The organism is Duganella sp. OV510 (assembly GCF_900100205.1).
Classification (GTDB): Bacteria; Pseudomonadota; Gammaproteobacteria; order Burkholderiales; family Burkholderiaceae_D; genus Rugamonas.
This window is the reverse complement of record NZ_FNEQ01000001.1, coordinates 795,222-807,169: the sequence shown is the minus strand read 5'-3', so window position 1 is coordinate 807,169 and position 11,948 is coordinate 795,222. Positions and strand designations below refer to the sequence as shown.

The following is an 11,948-nucleotide window of genomic DNA, read 5'->3' as shown; positions in this document are numbered from 1 at the left end:
CAGGGTCATGGTAAGCTTGAAACATTGTAAATCATGAACCGTCCCTACCCATGTCAACGCCGGCCTCCGAAGGCTTACCGCTGTTCCTGAGCGCTCCCGGAGAGCTGGGCGCCTGCATCTGGGCGCATGACTGGGACAATACGCCGCTGGGCCCCATCGCCAACTGGCCGCATAGCCTGAAGACCGTCATCAACCTGATGCTTAATTCTCCGCAGCCGATGTGGATGGGCTGGGGTGGGCAGGTGACGTTTTTATACAACGACGCCTATATTGATGTGCTTAGCGTCGCCAAGCATCCGTGGGCGCTCGGGCGGCCGGCGGCCGAAGTGTGGGCCGAGATATGGGATATTTGCGGCCCGCTGTCGGACCGCGTGTTTTCAGACGGTGAGTCGACCATGGCCGACGATGTCCGCCTGTTCATGCGGCGCGGCGATTTTCTCGAAGAGACTTACTATGCCTTTTCTTACAGCCCGGTGCGCGATGAAACGGGCCGTGTGGCGGGGCTGTTCTGTGCCAATCTGGATGTCACCAGTCGCCACCTGAACGCGCGCCGCATCCACATGCTGTCGGACCTGAACACCCAAACGCTGCAGGAAAAAACCGTGCAGGGCGCCTGCGCCGTCGCGTTGGCCACCATTGCCGACAATCCGGACGATGTGCCTTTCGCACAGCTTTATTTGCCCGGCGAGGGCGCGCCGGCGCAGCTGCTGCATGCCACACATGCCGATATTGCCGATGCGCGTGCGTTGTTTGCGGTGGACGAGGTGATTGCCAGTGGCGAGGCGCGGCTGATAACGCTGGATGCGCAGACGCCGCTGGCCGGACTGCCATTAGGCCTGGCGCAGCAGCCTTTGCGCCAGGCGCTGGTGCTGCCGCTGGCGGGTGCCGGCCCGGCGCAGTCCACTGGCGCGCTGGTACTGGGCGTCAGTTCGGCACGCAAGCTCGATGCGGACTATCGCAGCTTCCTCGACCTGATCGCCACCCAGGCCGGCAACGCCATCCGCCATGCGCGCGCCGCCGAGGATGAACGCCTGCGCGCCGACATGCTGGCGGAACTGGATCACGCCAAGACGCAGTTCTTCAGCAATGTCAGTCACGAATTCCGCACGCCGCTGACGCTGTTGCTGGGACCCGCCAATGATGCGCTGGAAGATGGCGACGCGCCATTGCCGCCGGCGCAGCGCGAGCGCGTGCAGCTGATGCAGCGCAATGCGTTGCGATTGCAAAAGCTGGTCAACACATTGCTGGAATTTTCGCGCGTGCAGGCAGGCCGTGCGCACGCCAGCTTTGCCGCTGTCGACCTGGCTGCGCTGACCAGCGACCTGGCCAGCAGCTTCCGTTCCGCCATCGAGGGCGCCGGCATGCGCCTGGATGTTGATTGCGCGCCGCTGCCGATGCAGGTCTACGTCGATCCGGCGATGTGGGAAAAAATTGTATTGAACCTGGTGTCGAATGCCTTCAAGTTTACGTTTGAAGGCGAGATCAGTGTGCGCCAGCGCATCGTCGGCGACCAGTTGCGGCTGGAGGTGGCGGATACCGGTGCCGGTATTCCGCATGACCAGTTGCCGCATTTGTTCGAGCGCTTTCACCGTGTCGAAGGCGCGCGATCGCGTACGCATGAGGGCTCCGGCATCGGCCTGGCGCTGGTGCATGACCTGGTACTGATGCACAGCGGCCGGATTGGCGTCGAGAGCGTGCTGGGACGCGGCAGTGTGTTCAGCGTCTCCATCCCGCTGGGTTGCGCGCACCTGCCGTCAGCGCAGGTGGCAATGGCGGCGCCTTCTGTGGCCCCTGTCTCCATCACGGCGGAAGCTTACGTCATCGAAGCGGAAGGCTGGGTGCAGCATCAGGCCACGTCGACCGACAATAGCGCGAAGCATGGCCGTCTGCTGGTAGTGGACGACAACGCCGACATGCGCGACTATCTGCAACGCCTGCTTCAGCCGCATTGGCAGGTGGAGGTGTGCAATAACGGTGTCGAAGCGTTGGCCATCATCGAACGCAATCGGCCGGACATGGTACTGTCGGATGTAATGATGCCGCAGCTGGACGGTTTCGGCTTGCTGGCAGCGTTGCGCGCGCATCCCGCTACGCGTGACATTCCCTTCATGTTGTTGTCAGCGCGCGCCGGCGAGGAAGCCCGGCTGGAAGGCTTGCAGGCGGGCGCAGACGACTATCTGGTCAAGCCGTTCTCCGCACGCGAGCTGGCCGCCCGCATCGAAGTGCTGCGCCTGCGCCAGCGCATGCGTATGGTGGAGGGCGCGGCGGCGCGGCGCCTGCAAACGGTATTCAGCCAGGCGCCGGTGGCGATCTGCCTGCTGAATGGGCCGGAGCATGTGTTTGAACAAGCCAATGATTACTACCAGCGGCTGGTCGGGCCGCGCCCGCTGCTTGGACTGACGATACGCCAGGCGTTTCCCGAACTGGAGTCGCAAGGTATTTATGAACTGCTGGACGGTGTGCTGGCCACCGGCCAGCCGTATGTAGGCCGATCGATACAGCTGCACATGCGGCGTGCGCCGGACCAGTCGCCCAGCGAGTGCTGGTTTGATTTCGTCTATCAGCCCTTGCTGGATGACGCCGGCGTGCCGCAAGGCGTGGCGGTGGTGGCGTTTGAAGTGAGCGAGCTGGCCAACGCCAAGCGCGCGGCGGAGGCGGCCAATCGCGCCAAGGATGAATTCCTCGCGATGCTGGGTCATGAGTTGCGCAATCCGCTGGCGCCTATCGTCACCGCGCTGCAACTGATGCGCATGCGCGGCGGTGACTACGCCATCAAGGAGCGTGAAGTGATCGAGCGCCAGACCAGGCACCTGGTGGCCCTGGTGGACGATTTGCTGGATGTGTCGCGCGTGGCGGAAGGGAAGATCCAACTGAACCGGCGCGTGGTCGAAATGGCGGAGGTGGTGGCGCGTGCCATTGAAACCGTCAGCCCCTTGATCGAACAAAAGCGTCATCAGCTGTCGCTGGAGGTGCCGTCATCCGGCTTGCCGGTGCTGGCCGACCCTGTGCGCTGCGCGCAGGTATTGGCCAACCTGTTGACCAACGCAGCCAAGTATACGGAACCGGGTGGTCGTCTGGCGGTAAGTGTCCGCCTTGATGATGGCCAGGTGGTGGTGGATGTCGCCGATAACGGCATCGGCATCGCGCCGGACATGATAGGCCCGGCGTTTGAACGCTTCACGCAGGCGCGCCAGGCATTGAGCCGCTCGCAAGGCGGACTGGGACTGGGGCTTGCCATCGCACGCAGCATGATGGCGCTGCATGGCGGCAGCGTGAACGCCAACAGCAATGGCATCGGTTGCGGCAGCACCTTTACGATACGCATGCCGCTGTGGCAGGGGCATGCCGGGGATGCCGCCGCAGCGTCTTCCCCGGCGCCTGCCTGTGCCACGCATGGCGGACTGTCGATACTGGTGGTGGACGATAATGAGGACGCCGCACGCGCGTTGGGCGAAGCACTGGAACTAATGGGCCACACCGTCAAGGTGGTGTTCAGCGCGCCCGCCGCGCTGGCGGTGGCGCCGGTGTTTCATCCGCAGGCGGCCTTGCTGGACATCGGCCTGCCGGGCATGGACGGCTATGAGCTGGCGGTGCGGCTACGCGAGTTGCCCGGCATGGAGGAACTGTGCCTGTTCGCGGTAACGGGATATGGGCAGGAAGCGGACCGCAAGCGGGCGCGCGAGGCTGGCTTTGAACAGCACCTGACCAAGCCGGTCGAACTCGGACAGCTGGAAGCGTTGCTACAGACAGCGCGCGCGCTTTAAACGCTGATGCGGAAGCTATCGCGGTATTGGTTGGGCGTGACGCCGAAGCGCTGCGCAAACACCAGCCGCATGCGCGCCGCGCTGCCAAAGCCGCAGCGGTAGGCGATGGTCTTCAAGGCCAGCTCACTCCCCTCCAGCAGGTTGCGGGCCGCATCCACACGGATGCGCTGCACGAATTCGGCCGGTGTAACGCCCATCTCCTTGACGAACTGGCGCGCGAAGCTGCGCGTGCTCATGCCGGCCACTTCCGCCAGGTTCTCCACCGACAGCGAATCTGCCAGGTTGTCCATCACGTGACGCTGGATGATGCTCGCCAATGCATCCGGTGCGCCCGCTTCGGCAAGATAGGGACTGAATTGCGACTGGCCACCCTGGCGCTGCGCCAGCACCAGCAGGCGTTTCGCCGCCGCCAGCGCGATGGCCTGGCCATGGTCCTCCGCCACCAGCGCCAACGCCAGGTCGATGCCGGCGGTGACGCCGGCTGAGGTGACCAGGCCACCGTCACGCATGTGGATGCGGTCATGTTCTACCTGGGCCAGCGGGAATTGCGCCGCCAGCGTACTGGCATCAGCCCAGTGGGTGGTGGCGCGCTTGCCATCCAGCAGGCCGGCGCGGCCCAGCAGGTAGGCGCCGGTGCAGATCGAGCCGTAGCGGGGGACTTTGCCGGCCACCTCGCGCAGCCAGGCCGATAGCGCCGGATTGTCTGCTTCTGCTGATAACTGCGGTCCGCCAGCCACCAGCACGATATCGTAGCCGGTGCCGGCCTCGCTCAGCGTGTGGTCGGCGACCAGTTGCTGGCCGTTGGAGGCGCGGATGGGCGACGGCGCGGTGCCTATGGTCACCAGCCGATACTGCTGTTCAGGTGGCAGGAAGGCGTTGGCCTCGGCGAATACATCCATCGGACCGGAGACGTCCAGTGACTGCACGCCGGGGAATAGCACCAGGGCCAGCGTCTTCAAGATGCGCGTCCCATGACGGGAGCTGGCGGAAAGTAGGCACCGCGCGCCAGCAGCCGCAGCGAGCCGGCCGCCACATACAGTACCAGCAGCAGCGTGGCGCCGAAAGTGACGGCGGCCAGCACGTGCAGTGCAGGTTCGGCGTGGTTTTGCGCCATCAGCATCAGTCCTTGCGCCAGCGTGGCGAGGCCGAAGGTGTAAGCCCAGTAGCCGGGCGCAAAGTCCTGCTGCGCAAGCCAGGGCGTCGCTAGCGCCAGCCCGGCGAACACGAACAGTGCATAGCCGGCCAGCGCATAGGTAATGGCGTTGCTGGCCTGCGCGCCGGCCAGCACCTGGTACGCCACCAGCGCCACCACAGGTGGAGCGCTGTAAATGCCCATGAAATTACGCGTCTTGTCGGACAGGCCTCCGGTCATCAGCTGATGCGTGATGGTCGAGTCAAGCACCAGCCAGGAGATGCCGCCCGCGCCGAATAGCATCCAGCCGTAATCGGTGTAGCCAAAGCTGCCGGCGGCGAGAGCGTTCACCAGCACGCTGGCGGTATAAGGCAGGTACAGCGGCGGCACGATGTGCGCGGCGTCGCGCTGCCGGCTCCAGTGTGCGGCCAGGCGCCAGGCGCCGTAGGCGATGTTGGCGACTGAGCCTAGCCAGAAGACAGGTGTCGCTGCAGACAGCGTGTACGGTTGCAGCGCCAGCGCCACCAGGATCAGCGACTCCGGTATCAGCGCCAGGAAGGCCGATTGCACCGGGTCGCGTGTTTCGGCAACGGCAGCGGCGCGGTGGATCAGCCACTTGCGCGCATACAGCCACGCGAACAGCAGGAAGGACAGCACGGCCAGCGCTTGCAGCAGTTCGCCGGCCAGTGGCGGCAACGTCCACAGTTGATGGGCAAAGCGCCAGGCGTTGCCGGTTTCGGCCAGCCCTAAAGTAAGGGCAAAAAATGAGGCGGGTAGCAGTTTGTTTTTCATGATGGTGGCGGAAAGTGATCGATGAGACGATTTTAGGCCGCTGAGGCGGCGGCAGGAATCAATCAAATGGATCGTATCCTGCCAATGTAGCACCGAATCCGGCCTTTGCGTTTTACGCAAAGGTGTTGACGCGCTGCGCTGTCTTATCAGCGTGTGGGCTGAACGCTACAGTGGCTCATCTTCTAACTCACTGGAGTCATCACCATGACCAAGCTGCTGCAACCGATCCAGATCGGTGACCTGACCCTCAACAACCGTGTCGCCATGGCGCCGCTCACCCGTTCCCGCTCCGGCGCGGATGGCGTGCCGGTGGCCCTCAACGCCGAATACTATGCACAGCGCGCCACGTCCGGCCTGATGATCACCGAGGCGACCAATGTGTCGCCCAACTCCGCCGCCTTTGAACTGGCGCCCGGAATTTACAACGACGCGCAGGTGGCAGGCTGGCGCCGCGTGACGGAACAGGTGCACGCGGCCGGCGGCAAGATGTTCATGCAGCTGTGGCACAGTGGCCGCGTCAGCTCGTATGCGTTGCTGAAGGGTTCCGAACCACTGTCGCCGTCCGGCGTGAATGATGATCTCGGGCTGTTGCAAGTCTACGGTGCACTGCGCAACGGGCAGTACACGCGTATCTACGCTTCGCCGTCGCGCGCCATGCGCAATGAGGAAGTGTATGCGGCCATCGCTGAATTCCGTGCCGGCGCCGAGAATGCACGGCGCGCGGGACTGGATGGAGTGGAGATCCACGCGGCCAACGGCTACCTGGTGCAGCAGTTCCTGTCGCCGGTGGTCAATCGCCGTAGCGACGAATTTGGCGGCAGCGTGGAGAATCGTGCGCGCTTCCTGCGTCTGGTGATCGAGGCGGTATTGGAGGTGTTCCCGAAAGAGCGCATCGGCGTGCGCATTTCACCGTATGCGGCCTATAACAATGCTACTGATCCGGATGTGGCCGAAACCTATGGCTACCTCGCCCGCATGCTGAACGAGTATGGCATCGCCTACATTCATGGCGCCGATACCAATGCCTGGGGCGGTGTGCCGGACATGCCGAAGATCCTGGCGCTGGTCCGCGCCAACTACAGCGGTGTATTGATGGCCAATGCCGGCCTGACGCCGGAAGCTGCGCAGTGGCTGGTGGAAGACGGCAAGGCGGACATGGTGGCGTTCGGCCGGCTGTACGTCGCCAATCCAGACCTGGTGGCACGTATCGCCGGCGGCGGTCCGTACAACGAGCCGGACCCGTACTCGTTCTACGGCGGCACGGAGCGTGGCTACACCGACTATCCCGCTCTGGGTTAAGGAGAAGGCCATGGACCGCTGGCAGGCGATGGAAACGCTGGTGCATGTGGTGGAAGCGGGTTCGTTCTCGGGTGCGGCCCGCCGCCTGAACGTGGGCCAGCCTTGTGTGTCCAAGCTGGTGGCGCAACTGGAGACAGAACTGGGTGTCCAGCTGCTGCTGCGTTCCAATCGCGGGCTGGCGCCGACCGAGTCGGGACTGGCCTATTACCAGGGCGCCCGCCGCGCGCTGGAAGCGGCGGCCGACGCCGATAGCAGCGCACGTGGCGCCAGCGTGGGTATGGGTGGCCGGCTGGTGGTCTCGGCACCGGTGACTTTCGCGCGCCTGCACGTCATGCCGCAGGTGCAGCGCTTTCTCGACCAGCATCCGCAACTGAAGCTGGATGTGGTGCTGGACGACCGCAATATCGATCTGCTGGAAGAGGGCGTGGACGTGGCATTGCGCCTGGGCGCCCTGAGCGATTCCGCCATGACGGCGCGCCGCATCGGCCGCAGCCCGCGCGCGGTGCTGGCCACGCCGTCCTATCTGGCGCGGCATGGCGAACCGCTGCATCCCGGCGAGCTGATTGCCCATCAGGCGATCGTCTACAACCGCGCCGGCAGCGGCACGGCATGCATGTTCCAGTGCGGCGAAATGCAGGAACCGGTGACGCTGGAAGGGCGTGTACGCGTGTCGGCGGCAGAAGGCGTGCGCGCTGCCGTGCTGGCGGACATGGGCATCGCCGTCGCATCGGAATGGATGTTTGCGCCGGAACTGGCCAGTGGCCAGGTGCGGCGCGTGCTCACCGGATGGGACTTGCCGGCCATGGACCTGTGGGCGGTATTCCCCTCCGGCCGCAAGGCCAGCGCCAAGGCGCGGGCGTTTGCGGCGTTCGTCGAAGCGCTATTAGCGCATTAACTGCGGTCCTGCCAGCGGCAGGTCGAACCAGCGCTTGCCGGTGGCGTCGGCCAGTGCATTTCCCAATGCCCCGGCCATCGGTCCCTGCGCCGCCTCGGCCACGCCGAGGAAGGGCGCGCCTGGCCTATCAATCAGAACCACATCCACCTTGTCCGGCACATTCGAGTAGCGCATGATCGGGTAGCTGGCCCAGTCCACGCTGGTGATGCCGTCCGGTGTGAATTGCAGCTTCTCGTACAAGGTCCAGCTGGCGGATTGCAGTATGCCGCCTTCGACCTGGTTGCGGATGCCATCAGGATTGACGCCCTGGCCGCAGTCCACAGCTGCCGTCACCCGCACGATGTGCACCGCACCGGTGCTGCGCTCGACGCGTATCTCCACCGCCAGCGCCACATAAGCCATGATGTTCTTGTACTGGCCGAAGGCGAAGCCGAAGCCATGGTCGCGGCGGCGCTTGCGCTGGTTCCAGCCGAACTGCGTCGCGGCGCGTTCCATGACCTCGCGTGCGCGTGGATCGTCCATGTGGCGCAGGCGGAACGCCACCGGATCGGTGCGCGCGGCTGCCGCCAGATCATCCATCATGCCTTCGATCGCGAACAGGTTGATGTGCGCGCCAAGCGAGCGCATGGCTGACGTGCGCAGCGGCGTCACCGGCAGGAAGTGGTTGACGACCTTCGCCTGCGGTAGCGTGTACAGCGGAATGGCGTTGCGGTCGCCGCCGCCTTCCGGCATCGGCATCGGCTGCGAAGGGCTGGGCACGAAGGGACGGGCCAGCAATTGCGCCGGTATCAGCTTGCCGGCGTTGCCGGGACGTTCGTTGTGCGAGCCGCTCCACAACTCGTACTGCCAGTCGCAGATTTTGCCTTCGGCGTCGAGCGATGCAGCCAGCTGGGTGCTCATCGCTGGTGCATAGGGCTCCCACTGGTTTTCCTGGTCGCGCATCAGTTGTACCCGAACAGGACGGCCGGGCAGCACGCGCGCCAGCAGGGCGGCATCGGCAGCCACGTCGTCGGCACCGTTCTGGCCATAGCAGCCGGCGCTTTCGGTATGGATGCAGCGGACATCGTCCAGTGGCATGGCCAGCAGCTCGGCCAGTGCGGCGCGCAATGGATACACGCCCTGGGTATGCGTCCACACGGTCATGTCGCCTTGCTCCAGCAAGGCCACCGAGCACGAAGGTCCGATGGAGCCGTGCAGCACGTACTGCTTGGTATAGCGGTGTTTGAGCGTCAGGACCGCTTTGCCGGTCTTGGCCTTCTTGTCCTCGACGACGATGTCCTGCGAGGGCAGGGCGCGCAGCGTGGCGTGAATATTGGCTGGCGACGGTAGCGCCGGGCCGCGTTGCCAGCGGGCGCTGGCCGATAAGGTACGCATCGCCTGCACGGCCTGCCATTCGTCGCTGGCGATGACGGCGAGGTAGTTGCCATCCACATGGACTTTCAGTACGCCAGGCATGCGTGCCACGGCCCTGGCGTCGGCCGACAGCAGCCGCGCGCCGTAAGCCGGCGGCCGTACCACGCGGGCGTGCACCATGCCAGGTAAGCGCATGTCCTGCACGTAGGCCGCTCCGCCGGTGAGCTTGGCGGGGATGTCGACGCGCGGCAGCGACTGGCCAATCACGCTGTAATCGCGCGCTGGCTTCAGTGGCGACCTGACTTGTGCCGCGCGATGCAGGTCGACGGCGCGTACAGCGTCGCCGTAGTGCATCATGCGGCCGTCGGGCGCGATGACGTGGCCGTTGCTGGTCTTCAGTGTGGCCGCGTCCAGCTTGAATTGCGCGGCGGCGCCTTGCACTACTAGCGCGCGTACCTGGGCTGCGGCATTGAGCAGCGCTGTGCCGCTATCCGCCATGGTGTGGCTACCGGCGGTAAAGCCTTCGTTGGGCGTCAGGCTGGTGTCGCCGGTGATGAAGTGGATGGCGGCTGGCGCCACGTCCAGCTGTTCGGCGGCCACCTGCAATAATGCCGTACGTACTCCTGTTCCCAGTTCCACCTTGCCGGTGAAGACGGTGACTTTGCCGTCTGCGGCGATCTTGATCCAGGCGTCCAGCATCGGTGTGCGTTGCAGGCTGCCCGCCAGGTCCTTGTTGGCGACCGGCGGCACGCCCATGCCGTTGAATTCCGCAAGCGCGCGCCGTGGCAGCAGCGTAAAGCCCAGCACCAGGGCGCCGGCTTGCATGACTGCGCGGCGGCGCAGGTCGATGGTTGCGGCGTTCATGGCTTGCTCCCTTCCGCGACTTCCTTGATAGCAGCGATGATGCGCATATGCGTGCCGCAGCGGCACAGGTTAGGCTCCATGTGCGTACGGATCTGCGTTTCGCTTGGATGTGGATGTTGTTCCAGCAGCGCTTGTGCGCGCATCACCATGCCGGCGATGCAATAGCCGCATTGTGCTGCCTGGTGTTTGATGAATGAAGCTTGCAGCTTGCCCGGCTTGTCGGCGCTTCCCAGGCCCTCGATGGTGCGTACCTGCCGGCCCTCGCAGGCTGCCACCGGCGTCAGGCAGCCGAAGACCGGCTGGCCATCCAGCAGCACGGTGCAGGCGCCGCACTGGCCCATGCCGCAGCCGAATTTGGCGCCGTTCAGTTCGAGCTGATTGCGTAGCGCGTAGAGCAGCGGCGTGGCGGGATCAATGTCCAGCGTGTGGCGGACGCCGTTGACGGTCAGGGTGCTCATTGCTGGTTCTCCTTGCGGATGTCGGTAACGCGTTTTTCTATGCCATCCCATGCCGGGCGCTTGCCGATATCGGCGCGCACGTAGGCGGCGATGCTGGCGATTTGAGCATCGCTCAGCGCGGCGGCAAACGGCGGCATGAAGGTGGTCTGGTGTGCGTGGCTCCAGGGCACGCCATTCAGCACAATCTGTATCAGGTTATCCGGGCGATCGCTGTTGACGGCGGTGCTGAGCGCCAGCGATGGACGGCCGCCGGTGGCCATCATCGGCGCAGCGGCGCCATGGCAGCTGGCACAGGCGCCGGCGAACAGTTGGGCGCCTTGTGCGACGCGGGCGTTGTCGGCGGCCGGGGCCACCGATGCGGCCTTGGCAGCTGGCTGTTGCAGCGACATGATGTAGGTGGCGATGGCGTCGGTATCCGCTTCCGGCACTTGCGACAGGCTGTGCGCGACGGGACCCATCGGACCGGCGGCGGCGCCGTGTTCCGGCGACCAGCCATGGCGCAGATAGATCGCCAGTTGTTCACGCGTCCATGGCTTCGGCGCCTGGGCCAGCGCGGTCAGCGCCGGCGCATCCCATCCATCGATATTGCCGCCGCTGAACGCCGGGCTGCGCTCGCCGCCGATCGGCCCTAGCGCGCTGTGGCAGGAGGCGCAATGGCCAGCGCCATCGACCAGGTAGCGGCCACGGTTCCATTCATACGATTGCGCAGGATCATCCGCCACGGGGCCTGGACGCAGGTACAGCAGGTTCCAGCCGGCCAGGAAAGGGCGGAAACGCAACGGCAGTAGCAAGTCGTTGTCCGGCGCCTTGTACACCACCGGCGTGCGCGTCATCAGATAGGCGTAGGCATCGTCAATGTCGGCAGTCGACATTCTGGTGTAGTGGAGGTAGGGGAAGGCTGGATAGAGCAGGTGGCCATCGCGCGCCACACCGTGCCGCAGCGCGCGCGTGAATGCGGCCAGCGACCAGTTGCCGATGCCGGTGGCCGGATCAGGCGTGATATTGGTGGTGTAAATGGTGCCAAACGGTGTGCGCAGCGGCAGGCCTCCAGCGTAGGGCGAACCGCCGGCGGCCGTGTGGCACACCATGCAGTCGCCCTGGGCGACGACCCGTGCGCCGCGCGCGATGCTGGCGCTGTCAAAGTCATTCGGCCCTGGTGTTTGCACCGGGGCTAGCGCCGGCTGTATGACCCAGGCGGTGGCTGCCGCAGCGCCTGCCGCCAGCGCCGCCCCTATCCAGATCCAGTATCTCGTTTTCATGCATGCTCCCGGTGTCTTAAGCCTGCACTGTGCCATTGCCACGCGCGCTTGGTAACCGTCCAGATGGCATGGCTACTATTCCGGCCAGGAATGGCCAAACGATTGTAATTAATCGATGGATCAATTAAAGTC

8 protein-coding genes are annotated in these 11,948 nt (G+C 64.9%); 3 read left to right on the top strand and 5 right to left on the bottom strand.

Annotated elements, in window-relative coordinates; all coding sequences use genetic code 11:
* Positions 1–50 precede the first annotated feature (50 nt).
* The gene (locus BLS51_RS03680) at positions 51–3,764 is read left to right on the top strand and encodes an ATP-binding protein (RefSeq protein ID WP_090178083.1); all 3,714 of its coding nucleotides are present in this window, start codon (positions 51–53) and stop codon (positions 3,762–3,764) included.
* Here BLS51_RS03680 and BLS51_RS03675 read toward each other — a convergent pair.
* Both BLS51_RS03675 and BLS51_RS03670 read right to left on the bottom strand, forming a co-directional pair.
* A complete protein-coding gene (locus BLS51_RS03675; protein WP_090178089.1) occupies positions 3,761–4,723 on the bottom strand; it encodes a GlxA family transcriptional regulator in 963 nt (320 codons plus the stop codon). The two genes, BLS51_RS03680 and BLS51_RS03675, sit on opposite strands and share 4 nt — an antisense overlap.
* On the bottom strand, positions 4,720–5,688 hold the full coding sequence (locus BLS51_RS03670) for an SLAC1 family transporter (RefSeq protein ID WP_090178093.1): 969 nt from the start codon (positions 5,686–5,688) through the stop codon (positions 4,720–4,722). Before BLS51_RS03670 ends, BLS51_RS03675 begins: the two co-directional genes overlap by 4 nt.
* A gap of 204 nt (positions 5,689–5,892) precedes the next feature.
* Between BLS51_RS03670 and BLS51_RS03665 the strand changes: the two genes are divergently transcribed.
* Positions 5,893–6,987, top strand: coding sequence for an alkene reductase (locus BLS51_RS03665; protein WP_090178096.1), 1,095 nt, complete (start codon positions 5,893–5,895; stop codon positions 6,985–6,987).
* Positions 6,988–6,997: 10 nt separating this feature from the next.
* A complete protein-coding gene (locus BLS51_RS03660) occupies positions 6,998–7,882 on the top strand; it encodes a LysR family transcriptional regulator (protein ID WP_090178099.1) in 885 nt (294 codons plus the stop codon).
* Here the strand turns inward: BLS51_RS03660 and BLS51_RS03655 are convergent.
* From BLS51_RS03655 to BLS51_RS03645, 3 genes are read right to left on the bottom strand one after another with little or no spacing between them, the layout of a single operon-like run.
* Positions 7,871–10,099, bottom strand: a complete 2,229-nt coding sequence (locus tag BLS51_RS03655; RefSeq protein WP_090178102.1) for a xanthine dehydrogenase family protein molybdopterin-binding subunit — start codon at positions 10,097–10,099, stop codon at positions 7,871–7,873. The two genes, BLS51_RS03660 and BLS51_RS03655, sit on opposite strands and share 12 nt — an antisense overlap.
* On the bottom strand, positions 10,096–10,557 hold the full coding sequence (locus BLS51_RS03650; RefSeq protein WP_090178104.1) for a (2Fe-2S)-binding protein: 462 nt from the start codon (positions 10,555–10,557) through the stop codon (positions 10,096–10,098). Before BLS51_RS03650 ends, BLS51_RS03655 begins: the two co-directional genes overlap by 4 nt.
* The gene (locus BLS51_RS03645; RefSeq protein ID WP_090178108.1) at positions 10,554–11,816 is read right to left on the bottom strand and encodes a c-type cytochrome; all 1,263 of its coding nucleotides are present in this window, start codon (positions 11,814–11,816) and stop codon (positions 10,554–10,556) included. The genes BLS51_RS03650 and BLS51_RS03645 overlap by 4 nt, the downstream gene beginning before the upstream one ends.
* Positions 11,817–11,948: the final 132 nt, after the last annotated feature.

What these genes read in the sequence shown, in the direction of transcription:
- BLS51_RS03680 (WP_090178083.1), top strand. Translation starts at nt 51, where the DNA reads ATGTCAACGCCGGCCTCCGAAGGCTTACCGCTGTTCCTGAGCGCTCCC.
- BLS51_RS03670 (WP_090178093.1), bottom strand. Translation starts at nt 5,688, where the DNA reads ATGAAAAACAAACTGCTACCCGCCTCATTTTTTGCCCTTACTTTAGGG.
- BLS51_RS03665 (WP_090178096.1), top strand. Translation starts at nt 5,893, where the DNA reads ATGACCAAGCTGCTGCAACCGATCCAGATCGGTGACCTGACCCTCAAC.
- BLS51_RS03660 (WP_090178099.1), top strand. Translation starts at nt 6,998, where the DNA reads ATGGACCGCTGGCAGGCGATGGAAACGCTGGTGCATGTGGTGGAAGCG.
- BLS51_RS03655 (WP_090178102.1), bottom strand. Translation starts at nt 10,099, where the DNA reads ATGAACGCCGCAACCATCGACCTGCGCCGCCGCGCAGTCATGCAAGCC.
- BLS51_RS03650 (WP_090178104.1), bottom strand. Translation starts at nt 10,557, where the DNA reads ATGAGCACCCTGACCGTCAACGGCGTCCGCCACACGCTGGACATTGAT.
- BLS51_RS03645 (WP_090178108.1), bottom strand. Translation starts at nt 11,816, where the DNA reads ATGAAAACGAGATACTGGATCTGGATAGGGGCGGCGCTGGCGGCAGGC.